Below are 17,989 nucleotides of genomic sequence, written 5' to 3'. Positions count from 1 at the left end.
GGAGTTTCCGTTACACGCGCCCGCGCGGCTCGTCACCCCCGGCGGTGAAGGCTATTCCACGCGGCGGGGGTTGGCTGTGCTGGCGGTGCGGGCCTGGCCGGAGGCGGCGGCGAAGGCCTGCGCCATGCCGCGATAGAAGGTGATGCGCCGCTCGGCCTCGGGGTGCAGCGCCACGGCGCGGCTGGCGCCGATCAAGGCCTCGGGCTGCTGGCCCTCATGGGCGATGCGCATGATGTCGGCCCAGATGTCGGCCGGAAGGCTGCCGCCGGTCACGCGCCGCATGGGGCTGTCATCATCATTGCCGACCCAGACCCCGCCCGTATAGGCGGCCGTGAAGCCGACAAACCACGCGTCCCGCCAGTCCTGGCTGGTGCCGGTCTTGCCTGCCACAGTCCAGCCGGGGACGCGGGCCCGCCCGCCGGTGCCGAACGAGGCGGTGATCACGCGGATCATCATGGCGTTCATCTCGGCGGCGAGATCCTCGGCATAGATGCGCTCGCGGGCGGCTTGCGGACGCTCGTAATAGACCTTGCCGCGAGAATCGGTGACCCGCTGGATCAGGAAGGGCTCGGTCGACAGGCCGCCCGACTGGAACACGCCATAGGCCCGGACGAGGTCCCAGAGATTGACCTCCTGCGTGCCGAGCGAGATCGAGGGGAAGGCCTGCATCTGGCTCCGGAAGCCGAATCGGGCGGCGAACGCGGCGACGCGCTCAGGCTTCGTTTCCATGCCCAGTTCGGCCGCGACGGTGTTGGTGGAGCGGGCGAGCGCCTCGCTCAGCGTCATCAGGCCGAGGAATTCGCCGTTATAATTGGTCGGGCGCCAGGTGCCGAAGCTGATCGGCGCGTCATTGAAGACATCATAGGGCGAGTAGCCATCCTCGAGCGCGAGGGCGTAGACGAACGGCTTGAAGCTGGAGCCCGGCTGGCGGCGGGCCTGGACTGCGCGGTTGAAGGGCGAGGTTGTGTAATCGACCCCGCCGGTCATCGCGACAACGCGGCCTTCCCGGTCGAGGATCAGGGCGGAGGCCTGCGTGGCGGACACCGCTGCGCCGTCCTTGCCCATGCGTGCGGCGATGGCGGCCTGCATCGCAAGCTGCACCCTCGGGTCGATGGTCAGGGTGATGATGGCATCGCCCGGCAGGTCCGGCACCAGCGTGCGGACCTGTTCGGTGGCGACGTCCAGCACATAACCGAATTGCGGGTCAAAGCGCGGCGGCTCGATGATGTGCACGTCAGCCTCGCGCGCGGCGGCGGCCTGCTCGCGCGAGATGAAGCGTTCGGCCTCCATTTCGCGCAGCACATAGAGCTGGCGCGCCTTGGCGCCGCCGAGATTGTCGCGCAGGTTCAGGCGCGAGGGCGCCTTGGGCAGGGCTGCCAGCAGCGCGGCTTCGGGGATGTTCAGCTCCTCCGGCGGCTTGCCGAAATAGAAGCGCGAGGCGGCATCGATCCCATAGAGCCCGGCGCCGAAATAGATGCGGTTGAGATAGAGCGTCAGGATTTCATCCTTGCTCATCTCCTTTTCCAGCTGGCGGGCAAGGGTGATTTCCTGCGCCTTGCGCTCCATCGTCTGGCGGGAGTCGAGGACGAGGTTCTTGACCAGCTGCTGGGTGATGGTCGAGGCGCCCGAGACGGTCTCGCCGGCCTTGGCGTTGGACAGGGCGGCGCGCGCGATGGCGGCCTCATCTGCGCCGTCATGCTCATAGAAGCGCTTGTCTTCTGCGGCGATGAAGGCCTGCGGCACATGTTTCGGCAGGCGGGTGACATCCACGGCGCGGCCATACCGGGGCCCGCGGACGGACAGCGTATGGCTGTTCATGTCGAGGAATTCGAGGCCCGGCTCCCTCTGCGCCTGCCAGAGGTCAGCGACCGGCGGCAGGGTCGGCGCGCCGGAGGTCAGGCTGTGCCATTTCCACAGTGCCCAGCCGCCCGCGCCGAGAAGCAGCAAGGCCACCACGATCAGCCCCGCCCGCAGCGGCGTGATCCGGCGCGGCTCAGCCGCCGGCAGCGTCACACGGACGACGCGCGGGATGGGTGGAGGCTGCGGGGTCTGGGTCATCGAGGGATTGGCCCGGCCTGGCTGGAACGAGGTCTGATTGGCGAGCCTAACTGGGAGAAGATTACGGCAGGGTGAAGGCGCGCGGCCAGCTAGGGGATTTTAGGGCTTAGGCAGGCCGCCGGAAACAGGTATGCTCATCATCGGAGCTGCCAGAGGCACTTGAGTCGCTGGCCGAGGAGGAGACCGCCGATGCGCCTTTTGACCCTGACTGCTGCCGCCCTGATCCTGTCCGCTGCGGCCTGTGCGCGGGAGGAGGCCCCGCCGCCGCTGGCCCCGCCGGAGCCACCGGCTGAAGTGGCCGCAACAGGCCCCATGTTTGATGCTGAAGCGCTGGGCATTCCGTATGACGAGGCCTCGATTTCCGATGGCAAGGCGATTGCCCAGTCGCACTGTGCGATCTGCCATGGCCTCAACGGGGATGACAGCCTGCGCGGGGATGCGCCGCCGCTGCGCTATGTGCTCTCGCTCTACCCGCCCGAAAATCTCGCCGAGGATTTCCGAGCCGGCATCCATGTCGGCCATCAGGACATGCCCGACTTCGTCTTCGGGCCGCTGGGGATGGATGTGCTGCTCGCCTACCTCATCTCGATCCAGGAAACCCCGCCGGGCTGAGCGGCTCAGGCGAGGCCCTCACGCCAGGCCGGGCCGCCAGGCATCGCGGATGTGCCGGGGCATCCGTCCCGGCGCGAGGGCGATCAGGTCGTAGCGCCAGCCATGGTCGGCATAGCGCGGGCGGGCCGACATCCAGGCTTCGGCAGCGCGGGAGATCCGCTGCCATGACTGCTGTGTCACGGCGCCGAGGGCATCTTCCTGCCGGGTGCGGGCCTTGACCTCGATGAAGGCGATGAGCTTGCCCTTGCGGGCTACGAGGTCGATCTCGCCGACCGGCAGCTTCACGCGGGCAGCGAGGATCGAATAGCCCTTCAGGCGCAGCCACAACGCCGCGCGGCGCTCGGCCATGCGGCCCCGGATTTCCGCAGCGCGGCGCTCAGCCTTCCGCATCGCCGGATCTGAGCTTCAGCGCGCGCTGGTAGACTTCCCGGCGCGGCAGGCTAAGGGCTTCGGCCACCGTCTCCGCAGCCTGCTTGGTGGGCATGGAGGCGAGCGCATCTTTCAGGGCAGCGTCGAGATCGGCAGCGCTCGCGGCCTGTTCCAGCGGCGGGCCGGCGAGCAGGACGATCTCTCCCCTCGGCGGGCCTGCGGCGGTGTAGTGATCGGCGAGGTCCTGCAGGGTGCCGCGGCGCGTTTCCTCGAACAGTTTGGTCAGCTCGCGGGTGACCGCCCCCTGCCTGCCCGGCCCGAGCGTTGCGGCCATATCCCCGAGGCTATCGGCAAGACGCGGCCCGCTTTCATAGAAGATGAGCGTGGCCGGCACATGTTTCAGCGCCTGAAGTGCCGCGCGGCGGGCGCCTTGTTTTGGCGGCAGGAAGCCTGCGAACATGAACCGGTCGCTTGGCAGGCCGCTGGCGACGAGGCCGGCGAGCATCGCCGAGGCACCCGGCACCGGATAGACCCTGATGCCCGCGTCCAGCGCCTCATGAACAAGTTTCCAGCCCGGATCGGACACGAGCGGCGTGCCGGCATCCGAGATCAGCGCGATCCGCGCGCCCTCGGCGAGGCGGGCGAGGATCACCGGCCTCCGTTCCGCCCCGTTATGGTCATGGTAGGGGCTCAGCCGGGCCTTAAGCCCATAGGCGGAGAGGAGCTTTGCCGCGACGCGGGTGTCTTCCGCCAGCACCTCATCGGCGGCAGCGAGGATGTCCAGCGCGCGCAGCGTGATGTCGCGCAGGTTGCCGATGGGCGTTGAAACGACATAGAGGCCCGGCGAAGCCGCAACCGCCTGTTGCCCGTGACCGGCCCCGGCCATAGAGTCCGCCGGGTCGGGAATCGCGCCGGAGTCAGAAGGAAGACGAGATGACATTTCTGCCACCCTTACTCAGGAAACTGAAGGCGCCAAGTCTTGTGCTGGCAACCCTGCTGATGGCAGCGGCCTGTGCCACCCAGCCTGCCCGCCCGCCGGTGCAGATCGGCTCCGGCCAGCCGCGCGTCGACCCGGTCACGGGCCAGGTCATCCAGCCGGCACCGGGCGAAGCGTATGATGATGACTGGCTGTCGCCGATCGCGCGCGATGATGGCGGCCTGACGCCGGAGTTCATGCGCGGCCGGGATGTGAAGCGCGCGGCCGTGCTGCTGCCCTTCACCCATTCGAGCGCGAATGTGCGCACCGAAGCGGAGAGCATGCTGGCGGGCATCGAGCTGGCGCTGTTCGAATTCGGCGGCAACGACTTCCTGATCATGCCGATGGATACCGCCGGCGTCGCCTCCACAGCCGAGGCGCGTGCCGACGAAGCGATCCGCAATGGCGCCGATGTGATCCTTGGCCCGCTGCTCGGCGGGAATGTCGGGGGCGTGAAGGAAGCGGCGCGCCGGAAATCCGTGCCCGTGGTCGCCTTCTCGAATGACCGGACCGTGGCCGGCGGCGGGGTGTACCTCGCCTCCGTGCTGCCGGAGGAAGAAGTGATCCGGGTGATGGGCCACGCAGCAACACGCGGCACACGGACATTCGTGTTCCTCGGCCCGGACAGCGCCTATGGCCGGCAGGTCGAGGCCGCCATGCGCGCCGAAGCCGCCCGGAATGGCTGGACCGTGGCCGCAACCGGCTTCTATTCCCCCGGTGAAGGCGCCGCCGCACAGGCGCGGTCGATTTCCGGGGTGATCCGGTCACTCGGCGGCTCTCAGAACAACCGGATCGGCGTGCTGATCCCTGAGCGCGGCGTGACGCTCCTGTCGGTCGCGCCCCTGCTGATTGTCAACGGCGTAGACCTCAACCGGGTTCGCCTGCTCGGCACCAGCGTCTGGGATGACCCCACGATCTGGCGCGAGCCGGCACTGGAAGGGGCAGTTTTCGCGACCCGCGACCCGGACAACCTCTCTGCCTTCCAGGAGACGTTCAACCGGATCTATGGCCGGCGCCCGTCGGACCTTGCGGCGGCCGCCTATGATGCCGCCGCCATGGCGATCAGCCTCGCCGAGGATGGGCGTATCCTGCACTCTGAACTCACCGATCCGCAGGGCTTCATGGGGGTGAACGGCCTGTTCCGGTTCCGGCTGGACGGCACGGCCGAGCGGGGCCTGGCGGTGAAGCAGATCCGGGGCGGCACGGCAGAAGTGGTGGAACGGGGCATCACGACCTTCCCGCCAGGCGGCAGCTGACACATCACGGGTATGTATGCCCGGCCCTTGCACGGCCGGGCCCGCCGCCCCAAATGACCCGCCAGGGCGAGTAAATTTCAGGCGGCAGCCAATCCATGAGCAAGCGCGACTATTATGAAGTGCTCGGCGTTGAACGCGGCGCCGACGAGAAAACGCTGAAATCGGCCTATCGCAAGCTGGCGATGAAGTATCACCCCGACCAGAATCCGGGCGATACGACGGCTGAGGACAAGTTCAAGGAAGTCGGCGAGGCCTATGCGGTTCTCTCCGATGCCCAGAAACGTGCCGCCTATGACCGGTTCGGCCATGCCGCGTTCGAGAATGGCGGCGGCGCGGGCGGCGGCAATCCCTTCGGACAGGGCGTGAATCCCGAAGACATCTTCCAGGACCTTTTCAGCCAGGTGTTCGGCGGCGGTTTTGCCTCTGCCGGCGGGCGCCGGCGCAGCGGGCCGCAACGCGGCGCAGACCTGCGCTATGACCTTGAAATCACGCTGGAAGAGGCTTTCGCCGGCAAGGACGAGACCATCCATGTGCCCCAGGCCGTCAGCTGCAAGCCGTGCGACGGCACCGGCGCGGCCCCCGGCACCAAGCCGGAAACCTGTGAGACCTGCGGCGGCCATGGCCGCGTGCGCGCCCAGCAGGGCTTCTTCACGATGGAGCGCACCTGCCATATCTGCCAGGGCCGCGGCCAGATCATCCGCAAGCCCTGCAAGACCTGCGGCGGGCACGGACAGGTCAAGGAAGAGCGCAAGCTGCAGGTAAAGATCCCGGCAGGGGTCGAAAGCGGGATGCGTATTCGCCTGTCCGGCGAGGGCGAGCCCGGCTCTGCGGGCGGGCCGAAGGGCGACCTCTATATCTTCGTCGAAGTCGTCGAGCATGACATCTTCGAGCGCGACGGGCCGAACCTCTATTGCCGCGCGCCGGTGCCGATGGCGACAGCTGCGCTCGGCGGGGATATCGAGATCCCGACGATTGATGGCGGGCGCGCCCGCGTCGCCATCCCCGAAGGCGCCCAGACAGGCCGCAAGCTGCGCCTGCGCGGCAAGGGAATGCCCAGCGTGCGGGCCAATGGCCAGACCGGCGACCTCTATGTCGAGATGTTCGTCGAGACCCCGCAGAACCTCACCGCCCGGCAGAAAGACCTGCTGCGCCAGTTCTGCGAATGCTCCGGCGCGGACTGCCATCCGGAAAGCGAAGGCTTCCTCGGCCGTATCAAACGCTTCTGGGGCGGACATGACGGCGACGAAAAGCGCGTCAGCTGAGCTGAGGCCTGCCGGCCAGCTGGCCTGCAGCAGAATCCCGATTGACTAAATCCCGGCGGCAATGCTCCGTATCCGGCATTGCTGTCAGGGGAATGTATGCAGCTCAACGTCATCGACCGGCTGGCCCGCACATGCCCGGTTTGCGAAACGGCGGGGGACCATCCGAAAATCGAGGCGTACTCCCATCCCGAATGGGCGACCGTGAAATGCGCAGGCTGCGGCTTTGTTTTCCTGAAGGACGCGCCCGTCTATGAGGCGCTGTCCGAAGACCTCGCCTGGACCAAGCAGTTCGAAAAAGAAAAGACCCGCCGCAAGGAAAAGCAGCCGATCGTCAATTGGCTGGACCAGAAAACGCGCTGGCGGCTTCACATCGCCCGGGATGATGAGTGGGCGTACATCACGGAGCGGGTTTCGGCAGGCCGGGTGCTTGATGTGGGCTGCGGGCCGATCAACAAGATCCCGGACCAGTTCACCCCTTTCGGAGTCGAGATCGAGAAAGAGGCCGCGGAAATTGCCAACCGGATCATGGGCGAACGCGGCGGCCGGGTGGTGCACGCCCCGGCGCTGGAAGGTCTCGCAGAATTCGAGGATGGCTTCTTCGACGGCATGATCATGCGCTCCTATCTGGAGCATGAGGCCCGGCCCCGGGCGGTGCTGGAGCTTGCCTATCGCAAGCTGCGCCCCGGCGGGGTGATTTATGTGAAGGTCCCGAATTACGGCACGATCAACCGGCAGGTGCGGGGTGTGGACTGGTGCGGCTTCCGCTTTCCGGACCATCTCAACTACTTCGACCCGCCGCACCTGCGGGCGTTGGCAGAGGCCGCCGGCTTCCGCATGGAGCTGAAAAACGTGCTGACCCAGCTGACCAATGACAACATGCACGTCTTCCTGACGCGCCCCTGAAACGCATCCCGCCTTTTCCCTTGCGCGAGGCCCGGGCGACTGCCCCGGCGTCACGGCTTTCCGTGACGCTTACGTGCGCGTAAAGCCAGACTCCTGACGCGGCCGGACGCGCCAAAGAGACAGTTCAAGGGAGATCCAACATGGCTGAAGCCTTTATCGTTGACGCCTGCCGCACCCCTCGCGGCATCGGCAAGGTCGGCAAGGGCGCGCTCGCCCACATGCACCCGCAGCACCTCGCCGCGACTGTGCTGAGCAACCTGGCCGAGCGTAACAAGCTCGACACCGAGACTGTTGACGACATCATCTGGGGCACCTCCAGCCAGCGCGGCGCGCAGGGCGCCGACATGGGCCGCATGGCCGCCCTCGATGCCGGCTACAACGTCAAGGCCTCCGGCGTGACGCTCGACCGGTTCTGCGGCTCGGGCATCACCACGGTGTCGCTGGCCGCTGCCCAGATCATGTCGGGCATGGAACAGTGCGTCATCGCTGGCGGCTGCGAGATGATGAGCTACACCGCCGCTTCGGCTGACCCGAAGAACCCGCCGATGATGGATGCTGGCAACCTGCGCCTGCGCGAAAAGCATCCGCAATCCCAGCAGGGCTGCTGCGCCGATGCCATCGCGACGCTGGAAGGCATCGACCGCGCCGCCGTGGACCAGCTGGCCGTGGTCAGCCAGGAACGCGCCGCCCGCGCCATCGCCGAGGGCCGGTTCAACCGTTCTGTGGTGCCGGTCTACAACGTCGATGGCTCGCTCGCCCTCGACAAGGAAGAGTTCCCGCGCCCGGGCACGACGATGGAAAGCCTGTCGACGCTGAAGACCGTGTTCAACATGTTCTGGAACGTGCCGGTCGACGACAAGGGCACGACCTATGGCAACATGATCGAGAAGAAATACCCGCAACTCGCCGGCAAGATGCAGCACGTCCACCATGCCGGCAATTCCTCCGGCGTGGTCGATGGGTCGGCTGGCGTCCTGCTCGCCTCGGAAAGCTACATGAAGAAGCACGGCCTGAAGCCGCGCGCCCGGATTGTCGCCACGGCGAACATGGGCGACTGCCCGACGCTGATGCTGAACGCCCCGGTTCCGGCCGCGAGAAAGGTGCTCGAGAAAGCCGGCCTCAGCGTTGACGACATTGATGTCTGGGAAATCAACGAGGCTTTCTCGGTCGTTGCCGAGAAATTCATCCGCGACCTGAAGCTCAACCGCGACAAGGTGAACATCAATGGCGGCGCCATGGCCCTCGGCCACCCGATCGGCGCCACCGGCTCGATCCTGATCGGCACCGCGCTGGACGAACTCGAGCGGTCTGAAAAGCGCTACGGCCTCGTCACGATGTGCGCCGCCGGCGGCATGGCCCCGGCCATCATCATCGAGCGCCTCAGCGCCTGATCGTCCCGCGATTGACAGGGATCAAGCCCCGCCGGATCACACCGGCGGGGCTTTTCTTGTCGCGTGAGCGCCGCTAACGCTGCCGCGATGATGGATAAAGATGTATTCGAGACCCTGCTGCTCGCGATCGAGACTGACGCAGTACCCCTGGCGGAGGCCGGCCCGATCCTTGTGCTGAATGCCGAGCCGGGGCCCTGGCTGTCGCGGCTGCCGCAGGAGCGCCTGGTCCTGCGCACCAGCCTCAAGCCCGCCCATGATGCGCTGAGCGCGGCGGGCTACACCGTGCTGGCGCCGGACAGCGTCGATATTCCCGAGGCGCGCCTGACGATCATCCTGCCGCCCCGCCAGCGCGACCAGGCGCGCGCGCTCTATGCCCGCGCGCTGCTGGCAGCGCCCGAGGGCAGCTATGTGCTCGCGTGCCTGCCGAACACGCTGGGCGGCAAGACCGCCGAAAAGACCCTCGCCGAGATTGCCGGCGATGCGGCGAGCCTCTCGAAAAACAAGTGCCGGGCCTTCTGGACGATCAGGCATGACGCCCTGATCGACCATGATCTCGCAGAGGACTGGATTGCCGAAGACGCCCCGCGCGAGATCGAGCCGGGCCTCTGGAGCCGCCCGGGCCTCTTCAGCTGGGACCGGGTGGACCCGGGCAGCGAACTGCTGGCAGATTCCGTACCCGAACATATTACCGGCATCGGCGCAGACCTTGGCGCGGGCAATGGATTCCTCTCGCGCGAACTTCTGACCCATTGCGCGGGCATCGAACGGATGGACCTGTTCGAGGCGGAATATCGCGCGCTGGGCTGTATCGAGGGTACGCTGGAGCCGTTTGAAGGCCGCTACACTGCTCAGTGGGCTGATGTCCTCAAGGACCTGCCCGCCTCCACCTACAACTTTGCCGTGATGAACCCGCCCTTCCATACCGGGCGCGCCGACAATGCAGAGCTTGGCCGCGCCTTCATCCGCGCAGCGGCGGCCTGCCTGAAGCCCTCCGGCACGCTCTGGCTGGTCGCCAACCGGCATCTTCCGTATGAGGCAGAACTCAGCGCCTGTTTCCGCGCGCACGAGATGATCGAGGACGAAGCCGGCTACAAGATCATCCGGGCCGAGAAGCCAAAGCGCCGCAAATGAAGGATACACGCCAGCTCGCAAAATATCTGGCGGGCCTCGGCTATGGCTCGCGCCGCGAGATGGAGGCCGCCATCGCGCGCGGCCGCGTGAAAGGCTGGGGCGAGGACATCCGCTTTGACGGGGAGCCGCTGGACCCGCCCCCTGGCATGGTCATCCTGATGCACAAGCCGGCGGGCTTTACCTGTTCGCATTCGGATCAGGGGCGGCTGGTCTATGACCTCCTGCCCCCGCGCTTCCTGAAGCGTGACCCGAAACTCTCCTCCATCGGACGGCTCGATGCGGACACGACCGGCGCCCTTCTGTTCACGGATGATGGCGCATTGCTGCACCGGCTGATCTCGCCAAAGTCGAGTGCCGAGAAAGTATACGAAGCCACGCTCGCCCGGCCTCTGGAGGGCCATGAGGCGGCGCTGTTTGCTTCCGGCGAACTTGTCCTGCGCGGCGAAGACAAGCCATGCCTGCCCGCCCGGCTGGAGGTCACCGGCGCGCGCAGCGCGCGCCTGACGCTGACCGAGGGCCGCTACCACCAGGTGCGCCGCATGTTCGCCGCCGCCGGCAACCATGTCGAGACCCTGCACCGCGCCCGCTTCGGCCCCGTCACGCTGGACGGCCTCGCCGAAGGCCAGTGGCGCCTGCTGACGGAGGAAGAGCGCGGCCTGCTACGCTGATCTGCCGGCCAGTTCAGCATCGGCCCGCTCCTCAGCCGGACATTCGACTGATCGCTCTGTCAGGATCCCGACAATACCCGGAACGTCCCGCTGACACGGGCGACCGGCACGTCATCTGCCCGCACCAGGCCGCTGGCAAAGCAGAGCGTGCCGCCGGTTTTGACGAAATGGGTGTCCGTCACAAGCCACTGGCCAAGGCGCGCCGCGGCAATACAATCCGTGTTCAGCGTGACCGTCACGAGTCCCGCCGGCGCCGCGCGCCCTTCTGACTGAAGGGCGGCGACGCAGGAAAGCCCCATCGCATTGTCCGCAAGCGAGGCGATCAGGCCGCCATGCACCAGCCCCCGCGAATTGCAGTGCGCCTCTGACAGGATCAGGCCAATCGCCACCTCGCGCTCCGTTGCACGCGAATACAGCGGCTCCCACGGATCGGTGAACCGCGATTTGCGGAAGTGGGGCGAAAGCCGTCCGGAATGGCGAGAGGGTTGGTAGGTTCCGACATGGAACTGACACTGCGTTTGCGGCCGGCGCTTGTCCATCCATCCCCTAGCGTCAGGCCCGCACAGCCGCTATGCCCGCCCGCATGGCCCAACCGCCCCTGATCAGCCTTTCCGATGTGCGTCTTTCGTTTGGCGGCACGCCGCTCTTTGAAGGCGTGACGCTCAGCCTGTCCAAGGGCGAGCGCGCGGCCCTTGTCGGCCGCAACGGGGCGGGCAAGTCGACTCTGATGCGGGTCATCACCGGCGTGATCGAGCCCGATTCCGGCGAGGTCTGGCGCCAGCCCGGCGTCACCTCCGCCAGCCTCGCGCAGGAGCCGGACCTGTCGGGCTATGACACGGTGCTGGATTATGCCGCCGAGGGGCTCGAGGCCGCCTATATGGCCGAGGCGGAACTCATGGAATTCGGCATCGACCCGAAGGCCGATCCGAAGACACTCTCCGGCGGCCAACTGCGCCGGGCGGCGCTCGCGAAAACCTTCGCTGCCGAGCCGACGCTGATCCTGATGGACGAGCCGACGAACCATCTCGACGTGCCGATGATCGAATACCTCGAAGGCCGCCTGCGGGCCTTCAACGGCGTTGTGCTGGTCGTCAGCCATGACCGGCGCTTCCTCGAAGCCGTCTCCACCAACACGCTCTGGCTGCGCCAGGGCAAGGTGCTGAAAAGCCCGGAAGGCTATGTGAAGTTCGACCAGTGGGCCGAGCAGATCGAGGAGGAGGAAGCCCGCGAGCTTCGCCAGATGACGACGCATCTGAAGGAGGAGCAGCACTGGCTCGCCCGCGGCGTCACCGCCCGGCGCAAGCGCAACCAGGGCCGCCTCGCCCGGCTGAAGGACCTTAAAGCCGAGCACGCCCAGGCCCGCAGCGCGCTGAACGACCGCAAGGCCACCGCCGCGATCACGGCAGATGCCGGCGACTCCCTCAGCAAGAAGGTCATCGAGGCAAAGGGCCTCTCCAAGACCTTCCAGACGCCCGAGGGTCCGCTCGTCATCGCGACGGACTTGTCGCTCCGCATCCTGCGCGGCGACCGGATCGGCATTATCGGGCCCAATGGCGCAGGCAAGACGACGCTCGTACGCCTGCTGCTGGGCGAGATCGAACCGGACGAAGGCAGTGTGCGCCATGCCAGCACGCTGGAAGTGACGTATCTCGACCAGACGCGGGTGACGCTGAACCCGGACGACACGATCTGGGAAGCGCTGGCGCCGGCTGGCGGCGATTCCATCACAGTGCAGGGCCATCAGCGCCATGTCGCCGCCTATGCCAAGGATTTCCTGTTCCGGCCTGAACAACTGCGCCAGCCGGTCGGCGCCCTCTCCGGCGGCGAGCGCAACCGGCTGACACTCGCCATCGGCCTGGCCCGCGCGGCGAACCTGCTCGTGATGGACGAGCCGACCAACGATCTCGACATGCAGACGCTCGACCTGCTCGAGGACATGCTGCTCGCCTATGAAGGCACGCTGATCCTCGTCAGCCACGACCGGGCCTTCCTGGACGCGACAGTGACCAGCTGCCTCTCTCCCATAGGCGCCGGGGAATGGATCCAGACCGCCGGCGGATGGTCGGACGCGCAGATGCAGCTGAAGGATATCCGCCGCAAGGATGCGCCCAAGCCTGCCGCCACAAAGCCCGCTGCAACCGCGCCCGCGCCGAAACCGAAGGCGCAGACCAAGCTCTCCTACAAGGACGAGCACCGGCAGAAGGAAATCGACGCGCTGATCCCGAAGCTGCAGGCCGAGATCGCGAAACTCGAAGCCGCCCTTGCTGATCCCGCCCTCTATGCCCGCGACCCGGCAGCTTTCAATGCCGCTTCCGCCCGCATCGGCTTGGCGCGCGCGGAGCTCGACGCGGCCGAATTCGAGTGGCTGGAAATCGAGGAAAAGCGCGCAAGCCTCACCGGCTGAAACGCGCGCCACAGGGCAAACGCTTCATTAACGCGCTGGCGCTATCCTGTTCCCGATATTCTGCCGGGAGTAGACCTCATGCGCCTCGTCCTGCTGATTGCAGCTGCCTGTCTTGGCCTGGCCGCCATGGCCCATGCCGATGGCCGGGAGGGGCGCACGCTGAGCGTCCCCTCGCTGAAGCCGCTGGACGTGACCGAAACGCAGTGGCCCGGCGATGCCCCCGGCCACCGGACCCCCGGCTATGAGTATGGCGTCTACCGGTTCGGCTCGACATTTTCGGTAAAGGACGGCTCGACCCCGGCGGCCTGCGAGACCGCCTGCCAGGATGCCAGCAGCTGCCGCGCCTGGTCGTTTGTCGAATCCTATGGCGCCTCCCCGGCACGCTGCGAACTGAAACGCGGCGGCGGCCGGCCGGAAGAAAACCGCCTTGCGGTGTCCGGCTATTCGCCTACCGTGCGCGCAGCTATGTGGGGCAGCGTAGCCCCCGTCGCCTATGAACCCGCGCCCCTGCCGGGCCAGCTGATCGGCGGCGCCTCGGGCGACAAAGCCGATGCCGGATCAGACACCGACTATGCCGCCCTTACGGAGGCATTGCAGTCTCTGGCAGCCGCGAGCGCCCCGTCGCCCTGATCAGGCCCATGATCAGCTAAGCGCGCGTTCCTTGGTGGCCGTGAACCGGATGCCCGGGTTTTTTTCCTGCGCATAGCCAACGTCCCAGGCATTCTTCGCGAGATACACCGGCGCGCCGTCAAGGTCGGTGCCTGAAGCGGATTTGTTCTTCTCCATGAAGTCCTCGATCTTTTTCGGATCATCAGACGACATCCAGCGCGCCACATTATAGGGCGCCGGCTCGAACATCACTTCGAGATTGTATTCCGCCGTCATCCGCTCGATCATCACCTCGAACTGGAGCTGGCCGACCGCGCCGACGATCATGTCGGAGCCGATCTGCGGGGTGAACAGCTGCGTCACGCCCTCTTCGGCAAGGCTTTCGAGCGCCTTGCGCAGGTGTTTCGCCTTCATCGGATCCTTGACCCGCGCGCGCCGCAAGAGCTCCGGCGCGAAGTTCGGGATGCCGCCGAACTGGATATCTCCGTTCTCGGACAAAGAATCGCCCACGCGCAGCTGGCCATGATTGGGCACGCCGATGACATCGCCGGCATAGGCCGTCTCGGCGATCTCGCGGTCCTGTGCCATGAACATCAGCGGATTGTGGATATTGAGCTGCTTGCCTGCAGTCGTCTTCAGCCGCATGCCGCGCCGGAACTCCCCCGAACACAGGCGCACGAACGCCACGCGGTCCCGGTGGTTGGGGTCCATGTTCGCCTGGATCTTGAAGACAAAGCCGCTGACGAAGGAATCCTCGGCATGGACGGACAGCGGCTCACCCTTTCTCTGGGCTTTCTGGTCGCGCGGTTGCGGCGCATAGGAATGCAGCGTACGGAGCAGTTCGGCGACGCCGAAATAGCGCAGCGCCGATCCGAACACGACCGGCGTCATATTGCCTTCCCGGAAGGCCTGCACATCAAACGCCGGCAAGAGGCTGCGCGCCATCTCGACGCCTTCGGTCAGCTCGGCGCAGACATAGGGATCAAGATTGGCCTTCAGGCTCTCCGTGTCACCCGGAATCTCCGTGGCCGGACCAATCCGCGCGGGCTCGCCCGGCCGCCGCTCGAACTGCAGGAACCGGCCCCGCTCTAGGTCCAGCATCCCGGCAAAGCGCTGGCCGCTGGCCGCCGGCCAGTAGAGCGGCGCGGTGTCGAGCTGCAGCTTGTCCTGCACCTCGTCCAGCAGCGCGATGGGCTCGAGCGCCTCGCGGTCCATCTTGTTGATGAAGGTCACGATCGGGATGCCGCGCATCCGGCAGACCTCGAACAGTTTCAGCGTCTGCGGCTCGATGCCCTTGGCCGCGTCGAGCACCATGACCGCGCAGTCCGCCGCCGTCAGTGTACGGTAGGTATCTTCGGAAAAGTCCTCGTGGCCCGGCGTGTCGAGCAGGTTGAACATATAGCCGTCAAACTCGAAGGTCATGACCGAGGCAGAGACCGAGATGCCCCGGTCGCGCTCGATCTTCATCCAGTCAGACCGCGTGCGCCGCGCCTCGCCGCGCGCCGCAACCTCACCGGCTGCGCGGATGGCCCCGCCGGCCAGCAGGATATTCTCGGTCAGCGTCGTCTTGCCGGCGTCCGGGTGCGAGATAATGGCAAAGGTGCGCCGCCGGGCGGCTTCAGTCACATGCGACATGGGTCAGGGTCTCTCTTCGCCGGACGCCCTAGCCGATTTGCTGTTTGGAATGAAGGGGCTGGCTGAGGAGGTCGGCGCAATGGGGGGCAGCGCTTAATCGAACGGTCGCGGTTTCGCCCTAAACAGCCGGTCGCTAAGCAATGCGACTTTGGTTTGAAGGTCCTAGGGCAGGTCAGTGCTGGGCGTGGCGGGCACCGGCCTTAGCGAATAACCTGATTGTTCGGGCCATAGAGCTTTCCATTATACCACGAATAGCCAGGTCCCAGTTCGCTGGGGCCCGTCCGACCACGCGCCGCCACACTGGCTTCATAGTTGGCGAAGGCCTGGTCAGCGGCGATCGCCAGCAATGCGCCAAAGCCGCCCGGGAAATTTCTCGGGTCAGGCGGCGGCGGATTGAGGATCTCCTGCCAACGCGCGCGCACGCCTTCGCAGGCTGCCGCGTCCCTATGGGCACAGAAGAGCGCAACATCTGCCTCGCTTCCAGGACCCTGTCGTTCTATGGAGCGAAGCGCCAGATTCCGCAGCGCCTGCTCATTTTCGGCGACCCTTTGCGCGCGTTGGGTCCTGTATTCAGCGAGCCTCACTTCACTTCTCTGACTGGCCTCCTGAATGACTGCGCTGTTGTAGGCAGTCAGGCCGTTCTGGGCGGCCTGATAGGATACGAAGGGTCCGATGCTCATCTCGAACCACGCAGCCGGCTGCGGGCTCGCCTCGTCAGGCGTGAGGATGAAGACCGGACCGCCCTTCATCTGCGCAAACAACCCCATGGAAAATGCCGCGCGGGCGAGCATCGGTCGCAGCGCGTTATTGGCGAGTGGAATGCCATAGGCGTCGGTGTTGGGCGAGTAGTACTCCACCGTCCGCACGCCCCAGTCGATCACCTGCCAGCCTTCCCAAACAGCCGCCGTTCGTGTCTCTGCAATGCGGTCGTCATTGATCGGACGATTGCCGATGGCCCAGACTTCCTCGCCGTCGTTTTCCCAAAGAATGCCCGTTGCTATCCAGGGATTGGAATAGCCCGATGGCCAGTGGCCCATCCTGTCACGCAGGAAGTCGGCGCCGAAGATCGGCCGGATGCCCCGAATGCCATTGCCACCGGCGGCAAGCCGGCCATCGTCGCGGATGGGCCAATAGAGGTTTCGTTCGACGTCAAGCGGAACCATGAACACGAAATAGGGGATGTGCTGGCGTAGCGCTGACGTCTCGTCTGCCTCTGTCTTGAAGGTGAAGTGCAGGTCATCCAGCATCGGCATCAGCAGGGATCCGTCGCGGCCGTAGATGCCCCAGGAGACTGCTCCATCAGGCTGGCGATGGCGAACGACGAACGCCCCCTGCTTGGTGGCCATGACCGGGTAATCGATCAGGGTCAGCATAGAGGTCCGTCGCTGGTGTACCGGTAGGAAAGTTTCCCCCGTATCCGGGCCAACGAGCCGCATCTGATGCTGCAGAAGAGGGTTCGCCGCCAGAAGCTGCTCATGCTCGGCATAGCTGATGACCCTCTGGCCCTTCGGCTGGTCAACATTTGACAAGATCGCCACAGCCTCGCCCCGTGGGCCGAGCAGGGCCAGTTCGCCGGGCGCTGCATCGGGCAGGACGCCGAGATAGTATCCGAAAGAGGGGCCATATTTGTGTACCTGCTCGAAGCGGCCATTGCGCTCTTCAAAACTGGCGACTGGATAGGACGAAGGCGCGAAATGAAGGCCCGCGAGACCGGAATCGGCACTGTCACCGGTGATGAGATCGATCAGGATCAGCGTCTTGTCGCCTGCGGCGCGACGCGCATAGGCGACATTCTGGCCGGGCACGAGTGTGACTTCACGAGAGGGCGGCACGATCCACCGGTTCTGGCCGTTCACGCTGCGCGCCCATCCTTGCAGGACGTCGCCCTCTTTCAGGCGCTCGCCGTTGAAACGCACATTGCGCTTGGCCGTTAGGCGGTAAGGTTCCATCCGGTAGCGCACAGTCGTGCCGTCCGGTGCTACACCGCTGACCTCGTGGCGAGTGCCCAGACGGCTGACGGAGAAGTTTCGTTCACTGATCTCGACCGCTTCCTGAGCATTGGCCGCTGGTGCGTGAGCGAAGACGAGGCTGACTGCAATCAGCAGCGGTGCCAGCCATTTCATCGCAAACATAGAATTCTCCCTGCCACGTGACTGCCTTCAGGCCCGCTCGGCGACACCGACAATCCATGCAATGCGGTGCAGGTGCAGTGCCAACCCCGATAAATTATGTCGTCACTGCTGTCGGTGCGCAAGCCAGGCTGCCGAACGCGGCGATGGCCAAGATCAGCGATTTCCTCCCGCTCGGCTTGCCCTAAGCCGCCCGCGTCCAGAAGGCGCGGATGTCCGGGCGGTCGCCCTCGGCATAGCGGGTGCGCACGTTTTCGAGGATGGCTTCCGGCAGGATCGTCAGGCGAGCTTCGGCGACGCGCCCCTCATGCACCGGGAACAGCGCCGCATTGGCTCCGGTCTTGGCGATAATCAGCGCGGCAAGGTCGCTCACCAGCGCCGCATCGGGAACCCCGCCCCGGTCGTGGCAGGCCTGCAGCTTGCGGCGGGCAAGGTCCATCGCCTCACGCGGGCGCAGCCCCAGCACATCGACGCCCAGCAATTTGCTGCGGGCGAGCAGGCGCATTTCCGGCGCCTCCACCTCCGTCACGATGTCATTCAACAGGAACAGCATGGCTGCCCGGCCCCCGATTGCCCTCGGGTGCCA

At 66.0% G+C, this 17,989-nt stretch carries 16 protein-coding genes; 9 read left to right on the top strand and 7 right to left on the bottom strand.

What is annotated here, in order from left to right:
* Positions 1 to 51: 51 nt before the first annotated feature.
* Positions 52 to 2,058, bottom strand: a complete 2,007-nt coding sequence (locus tag ACK4SV_RS01880; RefSeq protein WP_409916089.1) for a transglycosylase domain-containing protein — start codon at positions 2,056 to 2,058, stop codon at positions 52 to 54.
* A gap of 189 nt (positions 2,059 to 2,247) precedes the next feature.
* Between ACK4SV_RS01880 and ACK4SV_RS01875 the strand changes: the two genes are divergently transcribed.
* Positions 2,248 to 2,670: a c-type cytochrome gene (locus ACK4SV_RS01875; protein ID WP_409916088.1), complete on the top strand. Its 423-nt coding sequence runs from the start codon at positions 2,248 to 2,250 to the stop codon at positions 2,668 to 2,670.
* Between the two features lie 18 nt (positions 2,671 to 2,688).
* Here ACK4SV_RS01875 and ACK4SV_RS01870 read toward each other — a convergent pair whose 3' ends face one another.
* Both ACK4SV_RS01870 and rsmI read right to left on the bottom strand, forming a co-directional pair.
* Positions 2,689 to 3,060: a YraN family protein gene (locus ACK4SV_RS01870; RefSeq protein ID WP_409916087.1), complete on the bottom strand. Its 372-nt coding sequence runs from the start codon at positions 3,058 to 3,060 to the stop codon at positions 2,689 to 2,691.
* Positions 3,047 to 3,925: a 16S rRNA (cytidine(1402)-2'-O)-methyltransferase gene (rsmI, locus tag ACK4SV_RS01865; protein ID WP_409916086.1), complete on the bottom strand. Its 879-nt coding sequence runs from the start codon at positions 3,923 to 3,925 to the stop codon at positions 3,047 to 3,049. Before rsmI ends, ACK4SV_RS01870 begins: the two co-directional genes overlap by 14 nt.
* 47 nt (positions 3,926 to 3,972) lie before the next feature.
* Between rsmI and ACK4SV_RS01860 the strand changes: the two genes are divergently transcribed.
* The 6 genes from ACK4SV_RS01860 (at position 3,973) to ACK4SV_RS01835 (ending at position 10,626) form a co-directional block, all read left to right on the top strand.
* Positions 3,973 to 5,271 carry a penicillin-binding protein activator gene (locus tag ACK4SV_RS01860; protein WP_409916085.1) on the top strand — a complete coding sequence of 433 codons (1,299 nt, stop codon included), beginning with the start codon at positions 3,973 to 3,975 and terminating at the stop codon, positions 5,269 to 5,271.
* Positions 5,272 to 5,366: 95 nt separating this feature from the next.
* Positions 5,367 to 6,533 (top strand): molecular chaperone DnaJ, encoded by a 1,167-nt coding sequence (gene dnaJ / locus ACK4SV_RS01855; protein ID WP_409916084.1) that lies wholly within the window; start codon positions 5,367 to 5,369, stop codon positions 6,531 to 6,533.
* A gap of 96 nt (positions 6,534 to 6,629) precedes the next feature.
* Positions 6,630 to 7,436 (top strand): class I SAM-dependent methyltransferase, encoded by an 807-nt coding sequence (locus ACK4SV_RS01850; protein ID WP_409916083.1) that lies wholly within the window; start codon positions 6,630 to 6,632, stop codon positions 7,434 to 7,436.
* 140 nt (positions 7,437 to 7,576) lie between these two features.
* On the top strand, positions 7,577 to 8,827 hold the full coding sequence (locus ACK4SV_RS01845; protein WP_409916082.1) for an acetyl-CoA C-acetyltransferase: 1,251 nt from the start codon (positions 7,577 to 7,579) through the stop codon (positions 8,825 to 8,827).
* 87 nt (positions 8,828 to 8,914) lie between these two features.
* Complete coding sequence (locus tag ACK4SV_RS01840; RefSeq protein WP_409916081.1) at positions 8,915 to 9,958, top strand: class I SAM-dependent methyltransferase; 1,044 nt, start codon at positions 8,915 to 8,917, stop codon at positions 9,956 to 9,958.
* 59 nt (positions 9,959 to 10,017) lie between these two features.
* Entirely contained in the window at positions 10,018 to 10,626 is a 609-nt protein-coding gene (locus ACK4SV_RS01835; protein ID WP_409916156.1) for a 16S rRNA pseudouridine(516) synthase, read from the top strand.
* Between the two features lie 59 nt (positions 10,627 to 10,685).
* Here the strand turns inward: ACK4SV_RS01835 and ACK4SV_RS01830 are convergent, their stop codons facing one another.
* The gene (locus ACK4SV_RS01830) at positions 10,686 to 11,165 is read right to left on the bottom strand and encodes a PaaI family thioesterase (RefSeq protein ID WP_409916080.1); all 480 of its coding nucleotides are present in this window, start codon (positions 11,163 to 11,165) and stop codon (positions 10,686 to 10,688) included.
* Between the two features lie 44 nt (positions 11,166 to 11,209).
* Here ACK4SV_RS01830 and ACK4SV_RS01825 point away from each other — a divergent pair, with 44 nt between their 5' ends.
* A complete protein-coding gene (locus ACK4SV_RS01825; protein ID WP_409916079.1) occupies positions 11,210 to 13,030 on the top strand; it encodes an ABC-F family ATP-binding cassette domain-containing protein in 1,821 nt (606 codons plus the stop codon).
* Between the two features lie 78 nt (positions 13,031 to 13,108).
* Positions 13,109 to 13,660, top strand: a complete 552-nt coding sequence (locus ACK4SV_RS01820; protein WP_409916078.1) for a PAN/Apple domain-containing protein — start codon at positions 13,109 to 13,111, stop codon at positions 13,658 to 13,660.
* A 12-nt stretch (positions 13,661 to 13,672) separates the two neighbouring features.
* Here the strand turns inward: ACK4SV_RS01820 and ACK4SV_RS01815 are convergent, their stop codons facing one another.
* The 3 genes from ACK4SV_RS01815 to ACK4SV_RS01805 form a co-directional block, all read right to left on the bottom strand.
* The gene (locus tag ACK4SV_RS01815) at positions 13,673 to 15,274 is read right to left on the bottom strand and encodes a peptide chain release factor 3 (RefSeq protein WP_409916077.1); all 1,602 of its coding nucleotides are present in this window, start codon (positions 15,272 to 15,274) and stop codon (positions 13,673 to 13,675) included.
* A 200-nt stretch (positions 15,275 to 15,474) separates the two neighbouring features.
* Positions 15,475 to 17,406: a hypothetical protein gene (locus ACK4SV_RS01810; RefSeq protein WP_409916076.1), complete on the bottom strand. Its 1,932-nt coding sequence runs from the start codon at positions 17,404 to 17,406 to the stop codon at positions 15,475 to 15,477.
* Between the two features lie 181 nt (positions 17,407 to 17,587).
* On the bottom strand, positions 17,588 to 17,956 hold the full coding sequence (locus ACK4SV_RS01805; protein WP_409916075.1) for a hypothetical protein: 369 nt from the start codon (positions 17,954 to 17,956) through the stop codon (positions 17,588 to 17,590).
* Positions 17,957 to 17,989 lie beyond the last annotated feature (33 nt).

This window comes from Hyphomonas sp. (assembly GCF_046313735.1).
Classification (GTDB): Bacteria; Pseudomonadota; Alphaproteobacteria; order Caulobacterales; family Hyphomonadaceae; genus Hyphomonas.
This window is presented reverse-complemented; position numbering and strand designations above follow the sequence as displayed.

Bases quoted from the DNA above. Each gene is read 5' to 3' on its own strand.
- rsmI (WP_409916086.1), bottom strand. From the start codon at position 3,925: ATGGCCGGGGCCGGTCACGGGCAACAGGCGGTTGCGGCTTCGCCGGGC.
- ACK4SV_RS01830 (WP_409916080.1), bottom strand. From the start codon at position 11,165: ATGGACAAGCGCCGGCCGCAAACGCAGTGTCAGTTCCATGTCGGAACC.
- ACK4SV_RS01820 (WP_409916078.1), top strand. From the start codon at position 13,109: ATGCGCCTCGTCCTGCTGATTGCAGCTGCCTGTCTTGGCCTGGCCGCC.
- ACK4SV_RS01875 (WP_409916088.1), top strand. From the start codon at position 2,248: ATGCGCCTTTTGACCCTGACTGCTGCCGCCCTGATCCTGTCCGCTGCG.
- ACK4SV_RS01840 (WP_409916081.1), top strand. From the start codon at position 8,915: ATGATGGATAAAGATGTATTCGAGACCCTGCTGCTCGCGATCGAGACT.
- ACK4SV_RS01850 (WP_409916083.1), top strand. From the start codon at position 6,630: ATGCAGCTCAACGTCATCGACCGGCTGGCCCGCACATGCCCGGTTTGC.
- ACK4SV_RS01810 (WP_409916076.1), bottom strand. From the start codon at position 17,406: ATGTTTGCGATGAAATGGCTGGCACCGCTGCTGATTGCAGTCAGCCTC.
- ACK4SV_RS01835 (WP_409916156.1), top strand. From the start codon at position 10,018: ATGGAGGCCGCCATCGCGCGCGGCCGCGTGAAAGGCTGGGGCGAGGAC.
- ACK4SV_RS01860 (WP_409916085.1), top strand. From the start codon at position 3,973: ATGACATTTCTGCCACCCTTACTCAGGAAACTGAAGGCGCCAAGTCTT.
- ACK4SV_RS01815 (WP_409916077.1), bottom strand. From the start codon at position 15,274: ATGTCGCATGTGACTGAAGCCGCCCGGCGGCGCACCTTTGCCATTATC.
- ACK4SV_RS01880 (WP_409916089.1), bottom strand. From the start codon at position 2,058: ATGACCCAGACCCCGCAGCCTCCACCCATCCCGCGCGTCGTCCGTGTG.
- dnaJ (WP_409916084.1), top strand. From the start codon at position 5,367: ATGAGCAAGCGCGACTATTATGAAGTGCTCGGCGTTGAACGCGGCGCC.
- ACK4SV_RS01825 (WP_409916079.1), top strand. From the start codon at position 11,210: ATGGCCCAACCGCCCCTGATCAGCCTTTCCGATGTGCGTCTTTCGTTT.
- ACK4SV_RS01870 (WP_409916087.1), bottom strand. From the start codon at position 3,060: ATGCGGAAGGCTGAGCGCCGCGCTGCGGAAATCCGGGGCCGCATGGCC.
- ACK4SV_RS01805 (WP_409916075.1), bottom strand. From the start codon at position 17,956: ATGCTGTTCCTGTTGAATGACATCGTGACGGAGGTGGAGGCGCCGGAA.
- ACK4SV_RS01845 (WP_409916082.1), top strand. From the start codon at position 7,577: ATGGCTGAAGCCTTTATCGTTGACGCCTGCCGCACCCCTCGCGGCATC.